Annotated in this window: 23 protein-coding genes; 17 read left to right on the plus strand and 6 right to left on the minus strand. The window is 70.4% G+C overall.

Annotated features, from left to right (window positions below):
- Positions 1-100: 100 nt before the first annotated feature.
- The 9 genes from ODI_RS11820 to ODI_RS11860 are packed head-to-tail and all read left to right on the plus strand — an operon-like array spanning position 101 to position 10840.
- Positions 101-1300, plus strand: a complete 1200-nt coding sequence (locus ODI_RS11820) for an LLM class flavin-dependent oxidoreductase (RefSeq protein WP_082985175.1) — start codon at positions 101-103, stop codon at positions 1298-1300.
- A 13-nt stretch (positions 1301-1313) separates the two neighbouring features.
- Positions 1314-2312: an ABC transporter permease gene (locus tag ODI_RS11825; RefSeq protein ID WP_231968039.1), complete on the plus strand. Its 999-nt coding sequence runs from the start codon at positions 1314-1316 to the stop codon at positions 2310-2312.
- On the plus strand, positions 2309-3160 hold the full coding sequence (locus tag ODI_RS11830; RefSeq protein ID WP_067750286.1) for an ABC transporter permease: 852 nt from the start codon (positions 2309-2311) through the stop codon (positions 3158-3160). Before ODI_RS11825 ends, ODI_RS11830 begins: the two co-directional genes overlap by 4 nt.
- A complete protein-coding gene (locus ODI_RS11835) occupies positions 3157-3993 on the plus strand; it encodes an ATP-binding cassette domain-containing protein (RefSeq protein WP_067750284.1) in 837 nt (278 codons plus the stop codon). The genes ODI_RS11830 and ODI_RS11835 overlap by 4 nt, the downstream gene beginning before the upstream one ends.
- Entirely contained in the window at positions 3990-5084 is a 1095-nt protein-coding gene (locus ODI_RS11840) for an oligopeptide/dipeptide ABC transporter ATP-binding protein (RefSeq protein ID WP_231968040.1), read from the plus strand. Before ODI_RS11835 ends, ODI_RS11840 begins: the two co-directional genes overlap by 4 nt.
- Positions 5051-6301 (plus strand): acyl-CoA dehydrogenase family protein, encoded by a 1251-nt coding sequence (locus tag ODI_RS11845; RefSeq protein ID WP_082985174.1) that lies wholly within the window; start codon positions 5051-5053, stop codon positions 6299-6301. The genes ODI_RS11840 and ODI_RS11845 overlap by 34 nt, the downstream gene beginning before the upstream one ends.
- A gap of 59 nt (positions 6302-6360) precedes the next feature.
- Positions 6361-7992 (plus strand): ABC transporter substrate-binding protein, encoded by a 1632-nt coding sequence (locus ODI_RS11850; protein WP_082985173.1) that lies wholly within the window; start codon positions 6361-6363, stop codon positions 7990-7992.
- A complete protein-coding gene (locus ODI_RS11855; RefSeq protein WP_067750282.1) occupies positions 7989-9239 on the plus strand; it encodes an acyl-CoA dehydrogenase family protein in 1251 nt (416 codons plus the stop codon). Before ODI_RS11850 ends, ODI_RS11855 begins: the two co-directional genes overlap by 4 nt.
- A 29-nt stretch (positions 9240-9268) precedes the next feature.
- Entirely contained in the window at positions 9269-10840 is a 1572-nt protein-coding gene (locus ODI_RS11860; protein ID WP_067750281.1) for a rhodanese-like domain-containing protein, read from the plus strand.
- 51 nt (positions 10841-10891) lie between these two features.
- Here the strand turns inward: ODI_RS11860 and ODI_RS11865 are convergent, their stop codons facing one another.
- The 6 genes from ODI_RS11865 to ODI_RS11890 form a co-directional block, all read right to left on the minus strand.
- Positions 10892-11500: a DUF2076 family protein gene (locus tag ODI_RS11865; protein WP_067750280.1), complete on the minus strand. Its 609-nt coding sequence runs from the start codon at positions 11498-11500 to the stop codon at positions 10892-10894.
- A 165-nt stretch (positions 11501-11665) separates the two neighbouring features.
- Complete coding sequence (gene xerD, locus ODI_RS11870; RefSeq protein ID WP_067750279.1) at positions 11666-12628, minus strand: site-specific tyrosine recombinase XerD; 963 nt, start codon at positions 12626-12628, stop codon at positions 11666-11668.
- Positions 12629-12744: 116 nt separating this feature from the next.
- Positions 12745-13293, minus strand: a complete 549-nt coding sequence (locus tag ODI_RS11875) for a type 1 glutamine amidotransferase domain-containing protein (protein WP_067750278.1) — start codon at positions 13291-13293, stop codon at positions 12745-12747.
- Positions 13294-13502: 209 nt separating this feature from the next.
- Positions 13503-14960: an aminotransferase-like domain-containing protein gene (locus tag ODI_RS11880; RefSeq protein WP_067750277.1), complete on the minus strand. Its 1458-nt coding sequence runs from the start codon at positions 14958-14960 to the stop codon at positions 13503-13505.
- Between the two features lie 28 nt (positions 14961-14988).
- Entirely contained in the window at positions 14989-16332 is a 1344-nt protein-coding gene (locus ODI_RS11885) for a c-type cytochrome (RefSeq protein WP_067750276.1), read from the minus strand.
- On the minus strand, positions 16329-17204 hold the full coding sequence (locus ODI_RS11890) for a c-type cytochrome (RefSeq protein WP_231968041.1): 876 nt from the start codon (positions 17202-17204) through the stop codon (positions 16329-16331). Before ODI_RS11890 ends, ODI_RS11885 begins: the two co-directional genes overlap by 4 nt.
- Positions 17205-17490: 286 nt before the next feature.
- On the opposite strand from ODI_RS11890, the gene ODI_RS11895 reads away from it, so the two are divergent.
- The 8 genes from ODI_RS11895 to ODI_RS11930 all read left to right on the plus strand — a co-directional run bounded on the left by ODI_RS11895 (position 17491) and on the right by ODI_RS11930 (position 23945).
- Complete coding sequence (locus ODI_RS11895) at positions 17491-18723, plus strand: PepSY-associated TM helix domain-containing protein (protein ID WP_067750275.1); 1233 nt, start codon at positions 17491-17493, stop codon at positions 18721-18723.
- A 52-nt stretch (positions 18724-18775) separates the two neighbouring features.
- Positions 18776-19315, plus strand: a complete 540-nt coding sequence (locus ODI_RS11900) for a thiamine pyrophosphate-binding protein (protein ID WP_067750274.1) — start codon at positions 18776-18778, stop codon at positions 19313-19315.
- Positions 19312-19650 carry a hypothetical protein gene (locus ODI_RS11905; RefSeq protein ID WP_067750272.1) on the plus strand — a complete coding sequence of 113 codons (339 nt, stop codon included), beginning with the start codon at positions 19312-19314 and terminating at the stop codon, positions 19648-19650. Before ODI_RS11900 ends, ODI_RS11905 begins: the two co-directional genes overlap by 4 nt.
- A gap of 3 nt (positions 19651-19653) precedes the next feature.
- Positions 19654-20289 carry a DUF6162 family protein gene (locus ODI_RS11910; RefSeq protein WP_067750271.1) on the plus strand — a complete coding sequence of 212 codons (636 nt, stop codon included), beginning with the start codon at positions 19654-19656 and terminating at the stop codon, positions 20287-20289.
- Between the two features lie 62 nt (positions 20290-20351).
- Entirely contained in the window at positions 20352-21308 is a 957-nt protein-coding gene (locus tag ODI_RS11915) for a metal ABC transporter substrate-binding protein (RefSeq protein ID WP_197707093.1), read from the plus strand.
- A complete protein-coding gene (locus ODI_RS11920; RefSeq protein WP_067750269.1) occupies positions 21305-22066 on the plus strand; it encodes a metal ABC transporter ATP-binding protein in 762 nt (253 codons plus the stop codon). The genes ODI_RS11915 and ODI_RS11920 overlap by 4 nt, the downstream gene beginning before the upstream one ends.
- Entirely contained in the window at positions 22063-22968 is a 906-nt protein-coding gene (locus ODI_RS11925; RefSeq protein WP_067750268.1) for a metal ABC transporter permease, read from the plus strand. Before ODI_RS11920 ends, ODI_RS11925 begins: the two co-directional genes overlap by 4 nt.
- Entirely contained in the window at positions 22965-23945 is a 981-nt protein-coding gene (locus ODI_RS11930; RefSeq protein WP_067750266.1) for a metal ABC transporter substrate-binding protein, read from the plus strand. The genes ODI_RS11925 and ODI_RS11930 overlap by 4 nt, the downstream gene beginning before the upstream one ends.
- The last annotated feature ends 14 nt before the right edge of the window (positions 23946-23959 follow it).

Genomic DNA, 23959 nt, shown 5'->3' on the forward strand with positions numbered 1-23959 from the left:
CCGCGACCCATAACCATATCGCTGATTTTGATTTTCCCGGTGCGCCGCGCAGCGCCATCATTCGTGCCTTCCTCCTGATCCTTGCCTGCCTGGCGAGGACATGCACCGGACACGAATCGCCATGCCCTCCGCCGCGCCGCGCCTTGCCCTCCCGCCCGTGTTCGCCTCGCCGGCCGACATCCCGGGCAGCCCCTTGCACGAGGTGCTGAAGCAGCCGCTGTTGCTGGGGCTGTTCCTGCCGGTGCAAAGCGGCGGCTGGAGCCCGTCCACCCTGCCGCGCGGGACGGACTGGCAGTTCGACTACAACGCGCGCCTGACCTTGCAGGCCGAGGCGCTGGGCTTCGACCTGGTGTTCGGCCTGGCGCAATGGCTGCCCAAGGGCGGCCACGGCGGCCAGATCCGCTACCGCGAGGAATCGCTCGACCCCTTCGTGACCACGGCCGCCCTGGGGGCCCTGACCTCGCGCATCCTGCTGATCTCCACCATCCAGATCCTCTATGGCCCGTGGCACCCGCTGCACCTGGCCAAGTTCGGCGCCACGCTGGACCACATCACGGACGGGCGCTGGGGACTGAACATGGTCACCGGCAACCTTCGCACGCAGGCGCTGATGTTCGGCCGCGAGCAGATCGCGCACGACGAGCGCTATGCGATGGCCGAGGAGTTCACCGATTTCCTGACGGCGCTGTGGGGCGAGGACGAGAACCTGAGCCGCGCGGGCCGCTATTGGCAGACGCACGACGCCTATGTGTCGCCGCGGCCGCGCTATGGCCGGCCCATCCTGGTGAACGCAACGGGCTCGCCCGCCGGCATGCGGTATGCGGCCCGGCATTCCGACCTGGTGTTCGTGACCAGCCCGGCCGGCGCCGAGATCGAGGCCGCGCTGCAGGCCTTGCCCGCGCACATCGCTGCACTGCGCCAGGCGGGCGCCGCCGAGGGCCGGGCATTGCGCACGCTGATCAATCCCATGGTGATCTGCCGGCCGACCGAGAAGGAGGCGCGTGAGTACCACGACGCCATCGTGGCCGCGCAGGACCGCCAGGCGGTCGACGCCTTCCAGGCCTCGTCGACGGCGCGCGACAGCCAGGCGCATCGCGGCCACCAGCGCGACCAGCGCGCGGTCGGCGGCAATGTGCAGGTGGTGGGCAGCCCCGAGCAGGTCGTGGACGCCTTCCTGCGCCTGAAGGCGGCGGGCTGCGATGGCGTGCAACTGACTTTCTATGACTTCGCGCCCGACCTGGCGTATTTCGGCGAGGCGGTGCTGCCGCTGCTGAAGCAGGCCGGCCTGCGCATCGGATGACGGGGAGAGACGCTTGCGGGTTTCCCTTTCCTCCTTGCGCTACGTGCTGGCGCGCACGGCCCAGGTGCTGCCGGTGGCTTTCCTCGTCATCGTGCTGAACTTCATCCTGATGAAGACGGTGCCGGGCGACATGGCCGACGTGATCGCCGGCGAAGCGGGCGCCGCGACGCCGGAATTCATGGCGCAGCTGCGGGCCCAGTTCGGCAGCGACCAGCCCTTGCCCAGCCAGTTCCTGAGCTACGTGGGCAAGGTGCTGACGCTGGACCTCGGCTGGTCCTTTCGCCACAACGCGCCGGTGGCCACGCTGATTGCCGAGCGCGTGCCGGCCACCCTGGCGCTGATGAGCACCGCCCTGCTGCTGTCCGCGCTCCTGGGCGCCTGGCTGGGCGCGGTGGCGGGCGTCACGCGCTGGCGCTGGCTGGACCGCCTGATCTCCGCCCTGGGGGCGCTGGGCTTCGCCGTGCCGCTGTTCTGGCTGGGGCTCATGGCCATCGTGCTGTTTTCCGTGACGCTGGGCTGGCTGCCCTCGGGCGGCATGCAGCAGCTGGGCGCCTCGCACCAGGGCTGGGCCAGGGCCTGGGACCTGGCGCGCCACCTGGCGCTGCCGGTGCTGTGCCTGACCTTGCATTACACGGCGGTCTACATCCGCCTCATGCGGGAATCGGTGCGCGACGTCAGCCAGCTGGACCACGTGCGCACGGCGCGCGCCAAAGGGGCCTCCCGTCGCAGGCTGGTGTGGCGGCACATCGTGCCGAATGCCCTCCTGCCCATGGTCACGATGACCGGCCTGCAGTTCGGCGCCTTGCTGAGCGGCTCGGTCACGGTGGAAACGGTGTTCGCCTGGCCCGGGCTGGGCCAGCTGGCGCTGTCGGCGGTCTCGGCACGCGACATCAACCTGCTGCTGGGCATCCTGCTGGCCAGCGCGCTCTTCGTGGTGCTGGTGAATCTCTTCACCGACCTGCTCTATGCGGTGCTGGATCCGCGCATCGACATGACGGGAGGCCGCGCATGAATACCCTGGCCCACGCGCAAGCGCGCCGCATCCGGCTTGCCCACCCCGCCCTGTGGCTGGGCGCGGGCAGCCTGGCGCTGATCGGCCTGGTGGCCCTGCTGGCCGGATTCGTGTCCAGCCCCGACCCCATGGCCATGGTGGCGCGGCCCTATCTGTGGCCGGGCGCGGACCCGGCCCATTGGCTGGGTACGGACATGATGGGCCGCGACATCTGGAGCGGCCTGGCCCACGGCGCCCGCGTGTCCCTGTCGGTGGGCCTGCAGGCCGGGCTGGCGGCCTCGGTGCTGGGCGTGGCGGCGGGCTGCCTGGCGGGCTATTTCGGCGGCCGGATCGACAACGCCATCATGCGGCTGGCCGAACTGTTCCAGATCATGCCGGCGCTGATCTTCACCATCGTCATCGTCGCCATCCTGTCGCCCACCGCGCAGAGCATCGCCCTGGGCATTGCCGCGACCAGCTGGCCGAACGTCGCTCGCCTGGCGCGCGGCGAGACGCTGAAGCTGCGCGAGGCGGACTTCGTGCAAGCCGCCACCGTCATGGGCATGGGCCATCTGCGCATCGTCGCCACCCACGTCGTGCCCAACGCCCTGTCGCCCGTGGTGGCGCTGCTGTCCCTGCTGACGGGCCAGGCCATCCTGACCGAGGCCGCGCTGGCCTTCCTGGGCCTGGGCGACCCGAACGCCATGTCCTGGGGCAGCATGATCGGCTCGGGCCGTGAAGTGCTGCGCACCGCGTGGTACATGACGGCGCTGCCCGGCGCGGCCATCTTCCTGACCGTGCTGGCGCTGAACCTGCTGGGCAGCGGCCTGAACGACCTCGTCAACGCCCGGCGCGGGAGCCTGTCATGAGCCCCTCCGCCACGCCGCTGCTGCGGGTCGAGGACCTGCGCATCGCCTACCAGGGCAGCCAGGGACGGCCGGACGCCGTCGCCGTCGATGGCCTCTCGTTCGAGATCCATCGCGGCGAAACCCTGGCCCTCGTGGGCGAATCGGGTTGCGGCAAGTCGACCACGGGGCTTGCCCTGCTGCGCCTGCTGCCGGCCTCGGCCCGCATCCGCGCCCGCCGGCTGGATTTCGAAGGGCGCGGCCTGCTGACGCTGGACGAACGCGCGCTGCGGTCGGTGCGCGGCGGCGGCATCGGCATGGTGTTCCAGGATGCCTTGTCGGCGCTCAATCCCATCATGCGCGTGGGTGACCAGGTGGCCGAGGCGGTGCGCCTGCACCGCCGCTGCTCGGCACGCGAGGCGCGCGACGAAGCCCTGGCGCTGCTGGAGCGCGTGCGCATCCCGGAAGCGGCGCGGCGCATGCGGGAGTATCCGCAGCGCCTGTCCGGCGGCATGCGGCAGCGCATCGTGATCGCCATGGCGCTGGCCGGCAGGCCTTCGCTGCTGGTGGCCGACGAGCCCACCACCGCGCTGGACGTGACCATCCAGGCGCAGATCCTGACGCTGCTGCGCAGCCTGCAGCGCGAGCTGGACATGGGCCTGCTGCTGATCACCCACGACCTGGGCGTGGTGGCGGAAATGGCGGATCGCGTGGCGGTGATGCGTGACGGCGTCTGCGTGGAAAGCCGTCCCGCCGCGGCGCTGTATGCCGATCCGCAACACCCCTACACGCGCGCCCTGCTGGCGTCGCGGCCCGGAGCGGCCGCCATCGGCGCCGAATGGCAGGCCTTCGCATGAGCGTCACGCCTCTTATCCAGAACGTCGCCGCGCGTGCGCGGCCCGAAGGAAACCCCATGATCGAGCCCTTGCTGGACATCCAGGCCTTGCAGGTCCGGTACCGGACGCCGCGCGGCGTCCTGACCGCCGTGGATGGCGTCGACCTGCGCGTGCAGGCCGGGGAAACCGTGGCGCTCATCGGCGAGTCGGGCTGTGGCAAGACCTCGCTGGGCAAGGCCGTGCTGCGCCTGATGGCGCCCACGTCGGGCCGGATCCTGTTCCAGGGCGCCGACCTGGCGGCCCTGCCGCCGCGCAGGCTCAAGCCCTTGCGGCGCGACCTGCAGATGATCTTCCAGGATCCGCTGGCGGCCCTGGATCCGCGCCACGCGGCGCTGCGCATCGTGCAGGCGCCGCTGGCCCTGCACGGCACGCCGCGCGCGCAACGGGCGGCGCGCGCCCAGGCGCTGTTCGAGCAGGTCGGCCTGCCCTGGTCCTTGCGCGAACGCCTGCCCCACCAGTTGTCGGGCGGGCAGCGCCAGCGCCTGAACATCGCGCGGGCATTGGCGACCTCGCCCCGGCTGGTGGTGTGCGACGAGCCGGTATCGGCGCTGGACGTGACCCTGCAGACGCAGGTGCTGGCCCTGCTGCGCACGCTGCAGGACACGCTGGGCGTGGCCTATCTCTTCATCAGCCATGACATCTCGGTGGTCGAAGCCCTGGCTGACCGCATCGCGGTCATGTACCTGGGACGCATCGTCGAGGTGCTGCCGGCGGGCCAGCTCTGGCAGGCCGCGGCGCATCCCTACACGCGCCTGCTGCTGGCCTCGGTGCCGGGGCGGGATCCGGGCGCGCGGCGCCTGCCGCAACAGGCCGCGCCCGCCGTCGAGCTGCCCAGCCTCTACGCCCTGCCCCGGGGCTGCCGCTTCCAGTCGCGTTGCCCGCAGGCCACCGAACTGTGCCGCCGCGAGGACCCGGCGCTGTCGCCGCTGCGCCCGGGCCAGGCGGTGGCCTGTCATCACGCCGCGACGCCGTCTGCGTTGCGGCCCCTTCCCGTCCGCATTCTTACGCAGGCCGATCCATGTCCCACGCCCAAGCTGTCCATCGCCGTCTGAGCGCGGCGCCTTCCGATCCCGACGATGCCCCGCAGGCGGATGCGCTGGTGCTGGCTGCCCAGGGGCTGGCCCAGGCGTTGGCGAGCGCTTCCGCGCACCGCGATGCGCAGCGGGCGCTGCCGCATGCGCCGTTCCAGCGCTTGCGCGCCGAGCGCATCGGCGCGCTGCGCGTGCCGCGCGAGCACGGCGGCGCGGGCGGCAGCGTGGTCCAGATGGTCGACGTGGCGCTGGCATTGGCGCGCGGCGACAGCAATGTCGCGCAGGCCTTCCTCTCGCATTTCGTTTTCCTGGAACGGCTGCGGCTGATGGGCACGCCCGCCCAGCAGGCGCGCTACCTGCCCCAGGCCGCGCGCGGCACGCTGTTCGGCGCCGCGGCCGCCGAGCGCGGCGGCAAGACGCGCGGCGAGCTGGCCACGCGCCTGGTCCGCGACGGCGATCACTATCGGCTGGATGGCCTGAAGCACTACAGCACGGGCGCCTTGTTCGCCGACATCCTGAAGATCCGCGCCCTGGATGACGAAGGCCGCATGGTGGCCGCGATGATTCCGGCGGACCGGGAGGGCGTCACGCGCATCGACGACTGGGACGGCATGGGCCAGCGCTGCACCGCCAGCGGAACGACCCGGCTGGCGCGTGTGCGTGTCGAGGCTGACGAGATCCTGCTGATGCAGCCCTGGCTGGCGCAGCGCCACCACACGGGGGCGCTGGCCCAGATCTTCCATTGCGCCGTGGACGCGGGCATTGCCCAGGCGGCGCTGCGCGACGCGGTGGACTGGGGCCGGCGCGGCCTGCGCGCGGTGAAGGAAAGTGGCGTGGCGCGTCCCCAGGACGACCCCTATGTCCTGCAGACCGTGGGCGGCATCGCTGCCCAGGCCGCCGCCGCCGAGGCGATGGTGCGTGCGGCCGCGGCCCGGATCGATGCCGCCGCCGACGCGCGATTCGGCACGGCGTCGCCCGAGGACATCGAGCGCCTGACCATCGACGCGTCGATCGCCACGGCCCAGGCCAAGATCATCTCCACGCGCGCCAGCCTGCACGCCGGCCAGGCGCTGTTCGACGTGGGCGGCGCGGCCACCACGCTGCGCGGACACAACTTCGACCGCCACTGGCGCAACGCGCGCACCCACACCACCCACGACCCGCTGGCCTACAAGTTCAGGACCGTGGGCGACTACCTGCTCAACGACCAGGCGCCGCCGCTGACGTTCTCCTATTGATCCACCCGTTCCTGCTCCGACACGCGCCCGCCCTCCCCGCGTTTCCACAAGGTAAAGACATGTCCTTCGATCGTCCCGCTTTCAACCGCCGCCATTTCCTGGAACTGCTTGCCGCAGGCATGGGCGCCGGCATGCTGCCGTCGGCCCTGGCCGCCCAGGCCGCGGCCGCCGGCCAGCCCGTGCGCGGCGGCACGCTCATCGCCAACGTCAGCCCCGAACCCTCGGCGGGCCTGGTGGGCGGCATCAACATCTCCGCGCCGGTGCTGCCCATTTCCGCCAGCATCTTCGACGGCCTGGTCACCTATGACCGCGACTTCAAGCCCCAGCCCCAGCTGGCGGAATCATGGGAACAGTCGGCCGACGGCAAGACGATCACCTTCCGCCTGCGCCGTGGCGTGACCTGGCACGACGGCGTGCCCTTCACGTCGGCGGACGTGCAGTACTCCATCCTGAACGTGGTGAAGAAGACCCACCCGCGTGGCGGCTCCACCTTCGCCAAGGTCACCTCGGTGGATACGCCGGACGCGCACACCGTGGTGCTGAACCTGTCGGGTCCTTCGCCAGTCATCTGGTCGGCGCTGTTCGGCACCGAGACGCAGATCGTGCCCAAGCACCTGTACGAGGGCACCAATCCGCTGACCAACCCCTGGAACAGCAAGCCCATCGGCACCGGCGCCTTCGTCTTCAAGGAGTGGGTGCGCGGCAGCCACATCCTGCTCGAGCGCAACCCCAACTACTGGGACCAGGGCAAGCCTTACCTGGACCGCGTCATCTTCAAGGCCATTCCCGATGCGGGCGCCCGCGCCGTGGCGCTGGAGAACGGCGAGATCCTGCTGGCGGCGAACAACCCCGTGCCGGAAAGCGACGTGGCGCGCCTGGCGGCCAATCCGTCGCTGGTGGTGAACACCGAGGGCTGGCAGGCCCCGGCGCCCATCTTCTTCTTCGACTTCAACTGGCGCCAGGAACGCTTCCGGGACATCCGCGTGCGCAAGGCCTTCGCCCATGCCATCGACCGCAAGGCCTTGGCCGAGAACGTCTGGTACGGCCTGGCCACGGTGGCGACCAGCCCGGTGCCGAGCTACCAGAAAGCCTTCCACAACCCGGACCTGCCGCAATACGAGTACGACCCGAGGAAGGCAGAGCAACTGCTGGAGGACGCGGGCCTGAAGCGTGACGCCAACGGCGTGCGCCTGTCGATCACGCACGTGACCTGCGCGCCCTACGGTCCGGTGTACGTGCGGGCGGGCGAACTGTTCCGCCAGCAGCTCAAGCAGATCGGCGTTGAGGTCAAGCTGATCAACTACGACCTGGGCACCTATGTGCGCAAGCTGTTCACCGACTACGAGTTCGACACCTCGTCCATGTGGTACTCGTGCTATCCCGATCCGCAGATCGGCGTGCAGCGCCGCTTCTGGAGCAAGAACATCAAGCCGGGCTCGCCGTCCAGCAATGGCTCGGGCTACAGCTCGCCCGAGATGGATCGCGCCATCGAAGCCATGCAGGAGGAAGGCGACGTGGAAAAGCGCAAGGCGCACATCTTCGAGATGCAGCGCATCGCCCAGGAGGATGTGGCCTCCATCACCCTGCTGGAACTGCAGTTCTACGGCATCTACAACAAGCGGCTGCAGGGGCTGCGCGCCGGACCGCTGACCTTCTATTCCACGCTGGCCGACGCGTGGCTGCAATCATGAGCGCCGTGACCGAGGTCGAGGAAAGGGCCGCCCGCAACGCGGTCCTGTCGCCGGCGTCCCTGTTGGCGCGGGCCGAGCGCCTGGCCCGCGACCTGGCCGCCCATGCTGCCGCGCGTGACCTTGCGGGCGAGCCGGCCCGGGAGGCCTATGCCGACGCCTATGCGCGCATCCGCGCCGACAGGCTGGGCGCGCTGCGCGTGCCCGCTCGCCTGGGTGGCGCAGGCGGCAGCGTGCGGGACCTGGCGACGCTCGTCATCACATTGGCCTCGGGCGATTCCAGCGTGGCCCAGGCCCTGTTGCCGCATTTCGTCTTCGTGGAACGCACGCTGCTCATGGCCACGCCCGCGCAGGTGGACGATTACCTGGGCCGGATCGCCGGCGGCGTGCTGGTGGGCGGCGCCTCGGCCGAACGTGGCACCGGCGTGCGCGGCGAGGTGCGCACGCTGTTGCGGCGCGAGGGGAATGGCTATCGCCTGGACGGCATCAAGCACTACAGCACCGGCGCGCTGATCGGCGACCTGGTCAAGGTGACCGCTGTCGACGACGCCGGCGACAGCGTCCTGGTGGTGCTGCCCGCCGGGCGCGAGGGCATTCGCCTGCTGGACGACTGGGACGGCATGGGCCAGCGGGGCACGGTCAGCGGCACGAGCCACTTCGAGAACGTGGCCGTGGCCGGGCACGAGGTGCTGCGCACGCAGCGCTGGTCCACCGAACGTCATCACACGGGGGCGGCTTCCCAGATCGTCCATTGCGGCATCCAGGTCGGCATTGCGCTGGCCGCGCTGCGCGATGCGGTGGCATGGGGCCGGCGCGGCCTGCGCGGCGTGAAGGAAAGCGGCGTGGCAAAGCCCCAGGACGATCCTTACGTGCTGCAGGTGCTGGGCGACATCTCGGCGCAGGCCGAGGCGGCGCGCGCGCTGACGCTGCATGCCGCCGACCAGGTCGATGCCGCTGCCCGCGCCCGCTTTGGCGACGAGGCCTCGGCCGAGGACGTGGCCCGCCTGGCGGCGCATGCCTCGGTCGTGACGGCGCAGGCAAAGGTGATCGCCACCCAGGCCGGCCTGCATGCGGGCCAGGCGCTATTCGACGTGGGCGGCGCGGCCACCACGCTGCGCGAACACAATTTCGACCGGCACTGGCGCAATGCCCGCACCCACGCCACGCACGACCCGGTGGCCTACAAGCTCAAGGCAGTGGGCAACGCGCTGCTGAACGACGTGGCGCCGCCCGTCAGCTACCTCTATTGACCTTTCATCGCCGAACCCCGATCCCTTCCATGACTGCTTATCTTCACGCGGATACCGTCTCCGCCTGGCTTGCCGATGGCCAGGAAATCGCCTTGCTGGACGTGCGCGAGCATGGCCAGTACGGCGAAGGCCATCCCTTCCTGGCGGTGAACCTGCCCTATAGCCGCCTGGAAATCGAGGCGCCCGCCCTGCTGCCCAGGCTGGACGCACGGTTGGTGCTGCTGGATGACGGCGACGGCGTGGCAGAGCTTGCGGCGGCGGCCCTGGCAGTCCAGGGCTATGGCAACCTGCACCTGCTGCAGGATGGCGCGCCGGGTTGGCAGGCCGCCGGCCACACGCTCTTCAAGGGCGTGAACGTGCCGTCCAAGACTTTCGGTGAACTGGTGGAGCACCACGCGGGCACCCCGCAGGTGAGCGCCGAGACGCTGCGGGCCTGGCAGGCCGAGGGGCGTGTCCACGTGCTGCTGGATGGCCGCACGTTGGCGGAGCACCGCAAGCAGACGATCCCCGGCGCCATTCCGGTGCCCAACGGCGAGCTGGCCTTGCGCATCGGCGCGCTGTTGAGCGGGCCGGACGAACCCGTCGTGGTGCATTGCGCGGGCCGCACCCGCAGCATCATCGGCGCGCAGACCTTGCGCGACCTGGGGCTGCCGAACCCGGTGTATGCCTTGGAGAACGGCACGCAGGGATGGCAGCTGGCGGGCTTCGCGCTGGAACGTGGCAGCACGCGCGAGGTGCCGGCGCGGCCCAGCGCTGTCTTGAGCGGCCAGGTGCGTGCCAGGGCGCTCGCCTCGACATACGGCGTTCCCGGCCTGGACGTTACACAGGCCCAGGCCTGGCTGGACGACGCCACGCGCACGACCTACGTGCTGGATGTCCGGACGGACAGCGAATTCGCGGCGGCGACCCTGCCGGGCGCCCGTCATGCGCCCGGCGGCCAGCTGGTGCAGGCCACCGACCATTACATCGCCGTGCGCCACGCACGCGTGCTGCTGCTGGACGACGACGGCATCCGCGCCCCGTTGGCGGCAGCGTGGCTGCGCAGGCTGGGATTCGAATCGGCGGTCGTCGAGGATGGCATTCATGCGGCCTTGCGCGTGCCGCACAGGCAGGCGGCGCGGCTGCCTGTGGCGCCTGGGGAATGGCAGGCCGGGGATCTGCGCGCGCAGGCCCTGCCCCGTATCCTGGATGCGCGCGGCAGCCTCGCGTATCGCCGCGCGCATCCGGCCGGGGCTGTCTGGACGACGCGCAGCCGGGCGGCCCAAGCCTTGCAGGGAGAATCAAGCGTGTTGCTGCTTGCGCCCGATGCCGCCGTGGCCGCGCTGCTGGCAGCCACGCTCAAGGCGCTTGGCGCCAACGTCCAGGGCTGGACGACATGGGCGGCGTGGCAGGCAAGCGGCCTGCCTCGCGCTGCCAGTCCCGGCGTGCCGGATGACCGGGCGGCCATCGACACGCTGTTCTTCGTCCACGACCGGCACGACGGCAACCTGGACGCGGCGCGGGCCTATCTGGCTTGGGAAACGGCCTTGATCGGGCAATGCAGCGCGCAGGAACTGGCGCAGTTCAGGCTGGACCCGGCGCGTGGCGTGGCGCTGGCATAAGGCCTTGCCCCCTGGGGCGGCACGGCGCCGCCCCAAGCCAGGGGTACAGGCTCAGATGTCGTCGAAGCCGCCCATGTCGCCGCCGAAATCGCCGCCGCCGTCATCCCAGCCTTCCTCGGCGGGCGGCGCGGCATCCTGCGCGTCTTGCGCGCCGGCATCGGCCTCGGGCGTGGCTGCCTGGGCGTCATTGCCGCCCAGCAGACCGCCCAGGAAGTTGCCCAGCATCAGGCCGCCGGCCACGCCCAGCGCGGTCTGCATGGCGCCGGCCAAGAAGCCGCCGCCACCGCCGGCGCTGCGGCCAAAGCCCGCATTGGCGGACAGGCCCTGGTTGGCGGCTGGGGCCTGCGCGGGCGGAACCGCCGCATTGCCGCCGGGCACCGGACGGTCGCTGGAGAACTGGCGGCCCAGGCCGGAAGCCCCCGCGGCGCCGGAGGCGGCGCCCTTGCCCGTTTCCAGGTCGGCGATGCGCGCTTGCGCTGCCTTCAGCGCCTGCTCCTGGATCACCACCGTCTGGGCGAGGTAATAGGCGGCGCCGGGTTGGGCGTCCATGCGGGCCTGGATTTCCGCCTCGGCCTCGGTATCGCGCGCGCCGCCTTGCGCCTGCACGCCCTTGAGACGATCAAACACGCTGTCGATGGCGGCTTTGTCCTGGCTGTTCATGTGTGTGCTCCTGCTTCTGAGAGTTGCCGCGGGTGGGCGCGCCGGGCGGGATGCCTGGCGTTGCGCGCCGGCTTGCGGCCGGGGCCCGCGTCAGGGGGGTAAGACCGGGGAAAGGCTGACAGGTTCCTGAACAAAGGCTGGCGCCAGCCGCGGCCAGGAACCGGATCAGTCGTCGCTGGCCGGCACGGCAGGCGCCCCGGCCCGGGGGTGGTGCTGGGCGTGCAGCAGCTTCAGCCGTTCCCGTGCCACGTGGGTATAGATCTGCGTGGTGGAAATGTCCGCGTGGCCCAGCAGCAACTGCACGACCCGCAGGTCGGCGCCGTGGTTGACCAGGTGGGTGGCGAAGGCGTGGCGCAGCACGTGCGGCGAGATCGGGGCGTGGATGTCCGCCTGGCGTGCATGCTTGTCGACGATGAGCCAGAAATTGCGCCGGGTCATGGCATCGCCGCGTGCGGTGACGAACAAGGCGTCGCTGCGCCGTCCGGAGAGCAGCAAGGGCCGCGCGTGCGCGGTATAGCGTTCGATCCAGTGCGCGGCTTCCGCGCCCAGCGGCACCAGCCTGTCCTTGCCGCCCTTGCCGTTCACGACCCGCAGCACGCCTTCGTTCAGGCTGACATGCAGCAGGCCCAGGTTGACCAGTTCCGAGACGCGCAGGCCGGTGGCATACAGCGTCTCCAGCATGGCCCGGTCGCGCAGGCCCAGTTCGGTCTCGGGCCTGGGCGCGGCCAGCAGGGCTTCCACCTGCGCTTCCGACAAGGTATTGGGCAGGCGTGGCGGCTGCTTGGCCGAGCGCAGGGTCAGGCATGGGTCGGCCTGTACCTGGTGTTCGCGCAGCGCCCACTGGAAATAGCGCCGCAGCGTGGAGAGTCGGCGGTTGGCGGTGGTGGGCCGGGTCTGCGCATGCATGGCGGCGAACCAGCGCTCGATGTCCGCCGTCCTGGCCTGGGGCAAGCCCCCTGCCCCGGCCTCGCGCAGCCACAGATCGAAGCCCGCCAGGTCGTTGCGATAGGCGTCCAGCGTATTGCGCGACAGGCCGTGTTCCAGCCACAGGGCGTCGATGAACGCCGGGATGGAGGGGTCGATGTCGTGGCGGCTGGCCAGGGAGGGAGGTGAGGTATCGGAAGACAAGACGGCGCGGGGTCGGGCACGAGGCCCGGCCACTGTAGCGCGATTCCCGCGCCGCGTGTCGCAGGGAGGCCGCCATGTCAGTCGCTTCCCGCTGTCCGGCGCGTCCTGGCCGGACGTCAGGCGTGGGGGCCGCTCAACTGCCGGATGAAGGCCGCGTTGAACGCGGGCAGGTCGTCCGGCTTGCGGCTGCTGACCCAGTTGCCATCCTGCACGACCTCCTGGTCGACCCATTGCGCGCCGGCGTTGCGCAGGTCGTCCTGCAGCGAGGGCCAGCTGGTGAGCGTACGGCCGCGCGCCAGGTCGCTGGAGATCAGCAGCCAGGCGCCGTGGCAGATCACCGCCAGGGGTTTGTTCATCTTGTCGATGGCGCGCACGAAAGCCTGGGCCTTGGCATCCGTGCGGATCGCATCGGCATTGGCCACGCCGCCAGGCAGGATCACCCCGGTGAAATCGGCCGGGTCGGCTTGCGCCCAGGTCAGGTCCACCGGCACCTTGCTGCCCTTTTCGTCGTGCTTCATGCCCTGGATGGGGGCCGTCTCGGTCGACACGACCGACACCTTCGCGCCGGCGGCCTTCAGGGCGTCACGGGGAGACTCGAGTTCGGATTGCTCGAAGCCGTCGAGCGCGAGTATGGCGATGTGGTGCTGCTTGAGCGAGAGTGTCATGCCTGCCTCCTGTTGCGGCGCGCGCGCAGGAACGCCGTTCGCGCGATGGAGATTGCAGTGTCCGCGCGCCGCGAGGACAGCGGTTTATGCATCGGCAAGCAAGGGTAATTTCATATTTCGCCTGCGCCGCGGCCTCCCTGGGAAACCGCCGTCACGTGGGGGATTCGGTTTCTACCGGTGGCGCTTTGGTGGCAATTGCGCGGGGGGGATCATGCGGGTCGTCGCCTGGGCTGGCCGGCCAGGGCGTGGGCCATGCGCCCCAGGGTTTCCACGGCATCCAGCGCGCCGTCCGCATGGCCGTAGTTCAGCCGCAGGCAGTGCCGGTAGCGGTCCTGCGCCGAGAAGATGGGGCCGGGCGCCACGCTGATGCCCTGCGCCAGCGCGTGGCGGTGCAGCATCAGCGCGTCCACGCCGGCCGGCAGTTCCAGCCACAGGAAATAACCGCCCTCGGGCCGCGTCGCGCGCGTGCCTTCGGGAAAGTGCCGTGCCACGGCCTGCACGAAGGCCTGCTGGCGGGCCGCCAGCGTATCGCGCAGCCGGCGCAGGTGGCGGTCGTAGCCGCCCTTCTCCAGATAGGCCGCCAGCGCCGCCTGCGCGGGCGCGCAGGTGCCCAGCGTGGTGCTGAGTTTCAGGCGGGTGACGGCGCGCGCAAAACGCCCGGGCGCGGCCCAGCCCACGCGATAGCCCGGCGCCAGGCATTTCGAGAACGAGCCGCAGTGCATGACCAGCCCCTGGCTGTCGTAGGCCTTGGCGGGCAAGGGACGGCGCACGGAAAAATACAGTTCGCCATAGACGTCGTCCTCGATGAGCGGCACGCCGTGGCGCGCCAGCAGCGCCACCAGCTCGCGCTTCTTCGCCTCGGGCATGAGGCTGCCCAGCGGATTCTGGAAATTGGTCATCAGCCAGCAGGCAGCCGGCGCGTGCTGCGCCAGGGCCTGCGCCAATGCGGCCAGGTCCATGCCTTCGCGCGGATGCGTGGGCACCTCGACCGCGTGCAGGCCGTGGCGTTCCAGCGCCTGCAGGGCGGCATAGAACGTGGGCGACTCCAGCAGCACGGTGTCGCCGGGCCGGGTGACGGCGGACAGGCACAGGTTCAGGGCTTCCAATGCGCCGTTGGTGACCACGATCTCGTCGGGATGCACGGTGAGCCCGTCCGCCAGGTAACGCAAGGCGATCTGGCGGCGCAACCGGGCATTGCCGGGCGACAGGTCATCCAGCGTGCTGGCCGGGTCCATGCGTTGGCCGGCGTGGGCCAACAGCCGCCCCAGTCGTTGCAGGGGAAACAGCCCGGCCTCGGGAAAGGCGGAGCCCAGGGGCGCCACGCCAGGCGCGCGGCTGGCTTCCAGCACGTCGAACACGCGGTCGCTGACTTCCACGGAGGCGGCATGGCCGATCTCCGCGCCCGCCCGCGTGCCTGTCGCCGGCAGCGCGGCGTCGGGCTCGGGTGGCCAGACGGCCGCGTGGCCCAGCACGTAATAGCCCGACCGCGCGCGGGCGCGGATGAGGCCGCGCGCTTCCAGCAGGTAATACGCCTGGAACACCGTGGACGGGCTGACGCAGCGCTGCTTGCTGGCCTGCCGCACCGACGGCAGCCGGTCGCCCGGCGCCAGCACGCCCTGGCGCATGGATTGCGCGATGTCCTCGGCCAGGGCTTCGTAGCGTTTCATGCCGCCGGCTCCCGCTGCGTGGCCGTGCTCAACGCAGGCGGTCGCGCACGCGCCGGACTTCGGGCAGCGTGACCGGACTGGCGCTGTTGCCCCAGCTGTTGCGCACGTAGGTGGCCACCGCCGCAATGTCCGCGTCGCTCAGTGTCGGGCCGAAAGGCGGCATGCCGTGCGGGCGCGGATGGGCGGGGGTGGCGGGCGCGAAGCCGCCATCCAGCACCAGGCGGATCAGGTTGTCGGGTGCCTTTGCCAGCACGCCGGGATTGCCGACGAGAGCGGGCCAGGCCGGCATGAGTCCTTCGCCCTTGGCCTGGTGGCATTGCAGGCAAAGCCCTTCATACAGCTTGCGGCCCTGGGCCATGACGCCGTAGTCCGGTACGGCAGACGGCGCGGGCGGCGGCCCGGCAGGCAGGCGCTTCAGGTAATGCGCAATGGCTTTCGCGTCGGCCTCGGAAGCATGCTGGAAGCCGTTGCGCACCGACTCGGCCATGGGGCCGGCCGCGAAGCCATGTTGCGACAGTCCGGTGCGCAGCAGTTCGGCGATATCCTGCTCCGCCCAGTTGCCCAGCCCCGTGCCGGGCTCGCCCGTCAGCGGCGGCGCATACCAGCCCTGGCCCGGCATCATCGCGCCACCCAAGGGCGCGTCGCCGCGCAAGGCTCCCAATGGATTGCGCGCCGTGTGGCACTCGGCGCAGTGGGCCAGGCCTTCGGTGAGGTAGCGGCCGCGCAGCCATTGCGGCGACGCCTCGGTGTCGCCTGCCGATGGCAAGGGCGCGTCGGCGCGGAAATACAGCGCGCGCCAATAGGCCAGCAAGGGGCGCAGGGAATACGGGAAGGACAGTTCGTGATCGATGTTCGGGCGCGGCACGGCGGGCAGCGACTGCAGGTAGGCAAAGAGCGCGTCGGCGTCGGCGCGCGTCAGGTGGCGGTAGCTGGTGTAGGGAAATGCCGGATACAGCAGGCTGCCGTCCGGACGCTTGCCGTGCCGCAGCGCGCGCCAGAAATCGTCCTGTGTCCAGTTGCCCAGGCCGTGTTCGCGGTCGGGGGTCAGGTTGGGCGCATGGAAGCGGCCATAGGGTGTGACCAGCGCGTCGCCGCCTGCGTACAGGGCGCCGCGGCCCGAGGGCTGGCCCGGGTCGCGTGCGGCGGTGTGGCAGCCCATGCAGTTGCCCAGCGCAGCCAGGTAACGGCCGCGGGTGATCTGGCCTGATTCGTCGGGGCCATGCGCCGTGCCAGGCGCGGCAGCGGCCGCGCGGGCTGGCGGGTCGGCGGGTTCGCGCGTGCCCAGCCAATAGCCCAGGCCGGCAAGCGCAAGCAGCAGCATGAGCAAGGCCAGGCCGATGCGGCGCGCGGTACGAGAGACGGCGGGACTCATGGCTGCCCCCCTGCCCCGGCATGAGGACCGGGCTGGCTGCCACAGGCCATGGGCAGCTTTCCCTCGGGCGCGGGCTCGGGCGGCGGCGCGCCCGCCATGCGCTGCGACGAGAGCCAGGCGGAGACCGCCGCCACTTCGTCGGGCCGCAGTTTGGCGGCGATGTCCGCCATGCAGTCGGGCGCCAGCGCGCGCCGCGTGCCGGTGCGCCAGGCGCCGAACTGCGCGGCGATGTAGTCATGCGGCAGGCCGATGAGGCCGGGCGAGGCAGGCAGCACGCCCGTCAGCGCCGCCCCATGACAGGCCACGCAGGCCGGCAGCCCGCGCGAGGCGTCGCCGCGCAGCACCAGCTCGCGCGCGATCATCAGGGCCTGCGAGGGGGCCGCGGTGCTGCGCGGCGCCAGATAGGCCGGCGCCTGCGCCGAGAACCACTGCGCCATCTCGCGCAGATAGGCATCGGACTGGTGGGCCAGCAGCACCTCCATGGCGCGGTAAGGCCGCAGGCCGTCGCGAAAACCGGTCAACTGGTTGTAGAGGTATTCGGCGGGCTTGCCGGCGATGCGCGGGAAATAACCATCCGCGCTGCCGCCGCCCAGGGCGCCATGGCAGCCGGTACAGGCGGCCAGGCGAGCGGCCATGGTGCCCGCGCGCAGGCCGCGTTCGTCGTCACCGGCCGGCGGCCGCGGCGTGTCGGACAGCACGGGCAAGGCGTGGTCGGGGTCGATACGCGGGTCCTGCGCCGCGGCCGGCGCACAGGCCAGCGCCAGCAACGCTGCCAGCATGCCCGCCAGCGCGGCGGCCAGGCTGGCGCAGCGCTGCTGTCTCTTCTCCAGGCGCCCGGTGTCCGGGCAGCCCCACCTCCTCAGCCTTGTCATCTGCTGCTCCGGGTTGGCATGCCGCGATTGTAGGGGGCCGAGTCGCCGCAGAACAGAATCAAGAAGGCGGGAAAACACCATATCAGTTGCCGTGGCAAGCATGCACCATGCTTGGTGATTCAAGCGGGGTTTCCTCAAGATTCGTTAAGAAATCGTTTGCCGAAATGCGATCTATTTGCAACAATTGCAGATTATTCACGGTCAGGAATGCGCCGCGTTTCAGCCGAAACGTGCAGGGCCGGCCGTGGCTACGCCGCGTTTCATTCGCGCGTTCACGCAAAATCCCATGTCCAAACCGTCGCGCTCAAAACTCTGGTTCCTCGTTCACAGCTGGGCGGCCCTGCCCATCTGGCTCTTCATGTTCTTCATCTGTGCCACCGGCACGATCGCAGTCATCAGCCAGGAAATCGTCTGGCTGGTGCACCCTGCGGTGCGTGCCCAGGCGCCGGACGCCAATACGCCCCGCATGGGCTACCAGGAACTGCTGGACACCATCAGGAAGCAGGAACCGCAGGCGCACATCAACCGCCTCTCCTGGCCCGAGGAATCGCAGTTCGCCCTGACCGCCTCGGTCACCTATCCGGGCGCGCGCAGCACCTCGCTGTACGTCAATCCCTACACCGGCGCCGTGCAGGGCCCTGCCCTGTCGTTCGACCTGCGCCAGTTCATGCGGGCGCTGCACGGCTGGCTGCTCATCCCCTTCACCAACGGCTACAGTTGGGGCTGGTACCTGGTGTCCATCCTGTCCATCCCGATGCTGGTGTCGCTGGTCACGGGCCTGGTGGTCTACAAGCGTTTCTGGCGCGCCTATTTCCAGAAGCCGCGCCTGCGCACCGGCCAGGGCTCGCGGATCTTCTGGGGCGACTTCCATCGCCTGGCGGGCCTGTGGTCGATCTGGTTCGTGCTGCTGATCTCCATCAGCGCCATGTGGTTCCTGGTGCAGGCCATCCTGGGCGATACGCACACCACCATTTCCACCCAGGGCATTCCCGCCGTGGTGGCGCGCGACCAGGTGCCGACGGTGAAGACGCCGGGCGAAGCCGTGCCGCGCCTGTCGCTGGACCAGGTCGTGGCGAACGCGGAACGCGACCTGCCCGGCATGGAAACGCAGCAGATCTTCTTCTCGGGCAATGCCTACGACCCGGTCACCGTGGCCGGGCGCGGCGCCTACCCGCTGATGTACCAGTACGCGCAGATCAATCCCTATGACGGCAAGACCGAAGACCTGCGCCGCCTGTCGGACCGCAACGGCCTGGAGTTCTTCACGGAGTCCATGCGCCCGCTGCACACGGGGGATTTCGGCGGTTTCTGGCTGAAGCTGGTCTGGTTCCTCTTCGGCCTGCTGCTCACGATGATGAGCCTGAGCGGCCTGCTGATCTGGACCAAGCGCACGACCCAGGCCACCGTGAAGGCGGTGCGTGGCGAACGTCCCCAGACGGCCCGCCGTCCCGCCGGCAAACCCGCGCGTGCCGCGGATCCGGTCCCGGGCGCCGCGACCGCGCGCGAGGTGACCGAATGACGAGCCCCACGCACGCCGCCCTCCCCGTCTTTTTCCAAGCAGGTCCGCAATCATGAGCAAGACCGCCACGCTCAATCCCGCGCCGCCCACCGGCAGCCTCTGGCGCCGCTACCGCTTCTATCTGAGCGGGCTGCTGTTCGTCCTGCCCCTCCTCTATCTGCAGCCCTATTTCGACCAGCTGGCGCTGTTCCGCGGCGCGGCCGGCCTGGGCCAGCGTCCTGCCGGTGAAGTCCAGGTGGGCACCTGGAAGATGCAGATGGCCGAGTTCGAAGTGGGCGCCCCCAAGTCCGACCCGGCCGGCAGGGTGAAGACCTTCACGATGGCGCTGTGCCAGGGCTGCGAGAATGAAATCCGCGCGGTCTACCTGCGCGTCGGCAAGCCCCGCAGCCTGCGCGCCGCGGGCGCCATCTTCTTCGGCGGCCCGCACCGCGCATTCGCCACCGTGCCCATTCCCGCCCGCACCAAGCCCGACGACGAGCTCTGGTTGACCGCGGAAGGCTGGGACGGCAGCATGCACCAGGCGCCGTGGCCGCTGTCCGCGGCCTCCCCGACCACCGTCGCATGGCTGAACACGCAAGGAGCCAAGCAATGAACACCTTCCTGACTTCCCTTCGTCCCGCCCTGCTGCGCGCGGCCGCCCTGCTCGCCCTGCTGGGCGCCGGCGCGCCGGCGCTGGCCCACAACCCCATGGCCGAGTGCAAGTCCGCGGCCAACGAACAGATCCAGTGCACCGGCGGCTTCTCCGACGGCAGCGGCGCGCCCGGTGTCACCATGGACGTCATTTCCTATGACGAGCAGATCCTGGTGCCCGGCAAGCTCGACCAGAATTCGCAACTGACGTTCAAGCGTCCCGAGGGCGATTTCTACGTGCTGTTCGACGCAGGCCCTGGCCACGTGGTGGAAATCGACCACGTGGACATCCAGTAAGGCATGCCGTCCACCCAAGTGATACGGCCGGCAGGCGCCGGCCATGAAACCCTTGCCGTCCTGGGCGCCTGCGCATTGATCGTCGCGCTGGCCGCCAGCTACATCGGGCTGCGTCCGGCAGCCGTCGAGACCCAGGCGGTCTCGGCCAACCAGATCGATGCGCGCCGCGCGCTGACGCCTGCCGAGCAGGGCATCTATGCCGACCTGCGCGTGGCCAGCGAGGAAATCCGCTACGCCGCCCAGGCCGAGGGCGCGCTGCCCGGCGTGGCCGGCCTGGCCGAGCTGGGCGTGCCTCCCTTCGTCGTCGACAACAGCACCGCCGTCCGGGGCGGCCATGCCTGGACTGCCCAGCCGCAAGCCGCGCAGACGCTCTACGTGGGCCGTAGCGCCGACACCGAGGTGGCGGGCTCCTTCATCCTGCGTGTGCCGTCGGCGGCAACTGCCGCGCCAGCCACCGACGGCCACGGCCACGCCGGCGCCAGCCACGGCCTGCCCCACGGCGAGCCCGACGTCTGGCTCAGCCGCGAGGCCTCGGCCAGCCTGCCCGATCCCGCCAGCGACGCCGCACTGGCCGCCGCCGGCTGGCGCCAGGTGGTGGCGCAGTTCGACAGCGGCGTCACCCGCCAGGGCCGGCCCTAGCAGGCCATCGCCGCCCCCTTCCCCGCTCCCGTCTTCCGCGTTCCTTCCGATACCCGAGATCCATGCACGCATTCACCGCTATCCCGATGTTCCTGCGCCGCCGCGCCCGGCAACTGGCCAGCCTGCTGCTGCTTGCCGCCGCGTTCACCGTGGCCGGGCCCGCCCAGGCGGCCGACAAGCGCCTGCGCATCGGCGTGACGCTGCATCCCTATTACAGCTACGTCGCCAACATCGTGGGTGACAAGGCCGAGGTCGTGCCGCTGATCCCGGTGGGCTTCAATCCGCACGCGTACGAGCCGCGCGCCGAGGACATCAAGCGCATCGGCTCGCTGGACCTGGTGGTGCTGAACGGCATCGGCCATGACGATTTCGCCGACCGCATGATCGCCGCCAGCGAGAAGCCCAAGATGCCCGTCATCGAAGCCAATGCCCAGGTGCCGCTGCTGGCCGCCGTCGGCATGGCCGCGCGGGGCGGGGACGCCTCGGGCAAGGTGGTGAACCCGCACACCTTCCTGTCGATCACCGCCTCGATCGCCCAGGTCAACACCATCGCCCGCGAGCTGGGCCGCATCGACCCGGCCAATGCGCAGACCTACACCGCCAATGCCCGCGCCTATGGGCAGCGCCTGCGCAAGCTGCGCGCCGATGCCCTGGGCCAGTTGGTCTCGGCCCCGAATGCGGACCTGCGCGTGGCCACCATCCATGGCGCCTATGACTACCTGCTGCGCGAATTCGGCCTGGAAGTGACGGCCGTGGTCGAGCCCGCCCATGGCATCGAGCCCAGCCCGGCTCAATTGAAGACCACCGTCGACCAGTTGAACAAGCTGAACGTGAAGGTGATCTTCTCGGAGCTGAACTTCCCCTCGGCCTACGTGGAGACCATCCAGCGCGAGACCGGCGTGAAGCTGTATTCGCTGTCGCACATTTCCTATGGTGAATACGGCGCCGACCAGTTCGAGAAAGAGATGAAGCAGAACCTGGACACCGTCGTGCGCGCCATCAAGGAGGCCGGCGCATGACGCAGGACCTGCCCGCCGGCCCGCGCGGCCCGGCGCTGGCGTTCAGGCAGATCTCGCTGGTCCTGGGCCGCACGCCCATCCTGCGCGATGTCAGCATGACGGTCGCGCCCGGCAGCGTGCATGCCCTGGTCGGCCCCAATGGCGGCGGCAAGAGCTCGCTGATCAAGACACTGCTGGGCCAGATGCCGCACCGCGGCCAGCTGTCGGTGACCTGGCCTGGCGAACGCGCGGGCGTCATCGGCTACGTGCCGCAGGCGCTGGAGTTCGATCGCGGCCTGCCCATGACGGTGAACGACTTCATGGCCGCCATGTGCCAGCGCCGCCCGGCCTTCCTGGGACTGTCGCGCACGCGCTCGGCGGACATCGACGCCGCGCTGGGACGCGTGGGCATGCTGGAAAAGCGCCATCGCCGCATGGGCGCGCTCTCGGGCGGCGAACGCCAGCGCGTGCTGCTGGCGCAAGGCCTCGTGCCCATGCCCTCGCTGGTGATCCTGGACGAACCCATGTCCGCCCTGGACGAGGCCGGCATGCGCGTGTTCGAGCAACTGCTGGCCGACTGGCGCGCCGAAGGCGTGACCGTCTTGTGGGTGGAGCACGACCTGGCGGCCGTGGGCCGTCTGGCCGATCGCGTCACCGGCCTGAACCGCCAGGTGCTGTGCGACGGTCCGCCCGCGCAGGTCTTGACGCCTGACCGGCTGCTGGCGCTGTTCTCCACGCGGCCGCTGGTGGGTGACGTGGCCGAGGAGCGCGCGGCATGAGCGCTTTCTTCGATACCCTGCGCCAACTGATCCAGGGCTGGGCGCAAGCCGGCATGCTGCCGGATTCCCTCACCTATGGCTTCGTGGTCAATGCCCTGCTGGCCGGGCTCATCATCGGGCCGATCCTGGGCGGCCTGGGCACGCTGGTGGTGGTCAAGCGCTACGCCTTCTTCTCGGAGGCCGTGGGGCACGCGGCGCTGACCGGCGTGGCCATCGGCATCCTGCTGGGCGAACCCTACACCGGTCCCTACGGCAGCCTGTTCAGCTACTGCCTGATGTTCGGCATCCTGCTGAATTACCTGCGCAACCGCACGGGCCTGACGCCCGACACGCTGATCGGCGTGTTCCTGTCGGTGTCGCTGGCGCTGGGCGCAAGCCTGCTGCTGATCCTGGCCGGCCGCATCAATATCCATATCCTGGAGAACGTGCTGTTCGGCTCGGTGCTGACCGTCAACGGCCAGGATCTGGCGGTGCTGGCCTGCGTGGCGCTCTTGACGGTGGCCCTGGCGCTGCCGAACTACAACCGCCTGATGCTGGCCAGCTTCAATCCGCAGCTGGCCGCCGTGCGCGGCGTGCCGGTCAAGGCCATGGACTATCTCTTCGTGGTGCTGGTCACGCTGGTGACGGTGGCCTCGGTCAAGGTGATCGGCGCCATCCTGGTCGGCGCCCTGCTGGTGATTCCGGCCGCGGCCGCGCGCCTGCTGTCGCAATCGCTCAAGGGCTTCTTCGGCCTGTCGGTGCTGCTGGCCACGATCAGCACGCTGGCCGGCATCATGCTGCCCATCGAACTCGAACTGCCGGTGCCTTCGGGCGCGGCCATCATTCTGGTCGCAGGCGTCTTGTTTGCGGCCTCGGCAGTGGCGCGCGGCGTCCTGCCCAGCTTGAAAGGAAATGCAGGATGACTTCCCAGACTTTCCCCCTCTCCCTGAGCCGCCTGGCTGCCGTGGTCGCGCTGGCCCTGGGCGCCGCGGCCGCCGCCGTGCCCGCCCATGCCCAGGAAGGCCGTGCGACGCGCGCTTCGCGCGCTGCGGCGCAGGCCAGCGGTCCGGCCGCCAGCGACGCCTCGGCCACCGTGCTGACCGCGCATCCCGTGGTGCACGCCCTGACCGAGAGCCTGGCCAAGGGCACCAGGATCCGTGTCGAGCGCGCCGCGCCCGCCAACCTGCCGCCCACCCGCCTGGCTTCGTATTTCGGTGGCCGCGGCGGCCCCGCGCTGGCCAAGGCGGCCGGCACGGCCGACGCCGTGGTGGGCCTGCGCTCGCTGTGGGCGGATGACCCGCTCTTCCCGGTCGCGCGCCGCAGCAACATCCGCATCGTCGAGATCGATGCCGCCCGGCCGCTGGATGGCGCGCTGAATGGCATTGCGCTGCAGGGCGGCAATCCTGGCGCGCAGTTCGCCGCGCATCCGTGGCTGAGCGTCGTGAACCTGGGCCGCATGGCCGATATCGTGGCCGCCGACCTGGGCCGACTGTCGCCCTCGGATGACAAGGCCATCGAGACCAACCTGGCCGCCATCAAGCGCCGCCTGGTGACGCTGAACGCCCGCAGCCAGAAGGGCCTGGCCGCCGCCAGCAATGTGTCCGTGGTGAGCCTGTCCGAGCGCCTGCCCTACCTGGTGTCGGAGTTCAACCTTGACCTGATCGATACCCTCGCGCACGACGACAAGGAATGGACGCCCGAGGCGCTGGCGCAGTTGACCGCCACGCTGAAGGACAACGGCGCAGCGGCCGCGCTGTTGCACCGCGAGCCCACGCCCGCGCTGCGCGAGGCCATCGAGGCCGGTGGCGCCAAGGCCATCGTGCTGGCCACCGACGGCACGGACCCCGTGGCAGAGCTGGAAGGCAATGCGGACCTGCTGATCAAGACGCTCGCGCCCTGATTCCGCGGGGCGGG

This window comes from Orrella dioscoreae (assembly GCF_900089455.2).
Taxonomy (GTDB): Bacteria; Pseudomonadota; Gammaproteobacteria; order Burkholderiales; family Burkholderiaceae_B; genus Orrella; species Orrella dioscoreae.

Coding starts and splice junctions, on each gene's coding strand:
- ODI_RS11875 (WP_067750278.1), bottom strand. CDS start 13,293: ATGACACTCTCGCTCAAGCAGCACCACATCGCCATACTCGCGCTCGAC.
- ODI_RS11910 (WP_067750271.1), top strand. CDS start 19,654: ATGCCGTCCACCCAAGTGATACGGCCGGCAGGCGCCGGCCATGAAACC.
- ODI_RS11850 (WP_082985173.1), top strand. CDS start 6,361: ATGTCCTTCGATCGTCCCGCTTTCAACCGCCGCCATTTCCTGGAACTG.
- ODI_RS11930 (WP_067750266.1), top strand. CDS start 22,965: ATGACTTCCCAGACTTTCCCCCTCTCCCTGAGCCGCCTGGCTGCCGTG.
- ODI_RS11845 (WP_082985174.1), top strand. CDS start 5,051: ATGTCCCACGCCCAAGCTGTCCATCGCCGTCTGAGCGCGGCGCCTTCC.
- ODI_RS11880 (WP_067750277.1), bottom strand. CDS start 14,960: ATGAAACGCTACGAAGCCCTGGCCGAGGACATCGCGCAATCCATGCGC.
- ODI_RS11860 (WP_067750281.1), top strand. CDS start 9,269: ATGACTGCTTATCTTCACGCGGATACCGTCTCCGCCTGGCTTGCCGAT.
- ODI_RS11840 (WP_231968040.1), top strand. CDS start 3,990: ATGAGCGTCACGCCTCTTATCCAGAACGTCGCCGCGCGTGCGCGGCCC.
- ODI_RS11920 (WP_067750269.1), top strand. CDS start 21,305: ATGACGCAGGACCTGCCCGCCGGCCCGCGCGGCCCGGCGCTGGCGTTC.
- ODI_RS11830 (WP_067750286.1), top strand. CDS start 2,309: ATGAATACCCTGGCCCACGCGCAAGCGCGCCGCATCCGGCTTGCCCAC.
- ODI_RS11855 (WP_067750282.1), top strand. CDS start 7,989: ATGAGCGCCGTGACCGAGGTCGAGGAAAGGGCCGCCCGCAACGCGGTC.
- ODI_RS11885 (WP_067750276.1), bottom strand. CDS start 16,332: ATGAGTCCCGCCGTCTCTCGTACCGCGCGCCGCATCGGCCTGGCCTTG.
- ODI_RS11895 (WP_067750275.1), top strand. CDS start 17,491: ATGTCCAAACCGTCGCGCTCAAAACTCTGGTTCCTCGTTCACAGCTGG.
- ODI_RS11865 (WP_067750280.1), bottom strand. CDS start 11,500: ATGAACAGCCAGGACAAAGCCGCCATCGACAGCGTGTTTGATCGTCTC.
- ODI_RS11835 (WP_067750284.1), top strand. CDS start 3,157: ATGAGCCCCTCCGCCACGCCGCTGCTGCGGGTCGAGGACCTGCGCATC.
- ODI_RS11900 (WP_067750274.1), top strand. CDS start 18,776: ATGAGCAAGACCGCCACGCTCAATCCCGCGCCGCCCACCGGCAGCCTC.
- ODI_RS11905 (WP_067750272.1), top strand. CDS start 19,312: ATGAACACCTTCCTGACTTCCCTTCGTCCCGCCCTGCTGCGCGCGGCC.
- ODI_RS11915 (WP_197707093.1), top strand. CDS start 20,352: ATGCACGCATTCACCGCTATCCCGATGTTCCTGCGCCGCCGCGCCCGG.
- ODI_RS11820 (WP_082985175.1), top strand. CDS start 101: ATGCACCGGACACGAATCGCCATGCCCTCCGCCGCGCCGCGCCTTGCC.
- ODI_RS11890 (WP_231968041.1), bottom strand. CDS start 17,204: ATGACAAGGCTGAGGAGGTGGGGCTGCCCGGACACCGGGCGCCTGGAG.
- ODI_RS11925 (WP_067750268.1), top strand. CDS start 22,063: ATGAGCGCTTTCTTCGATACCCTGCGCCAACTGATCCAGGGCTGGGCG.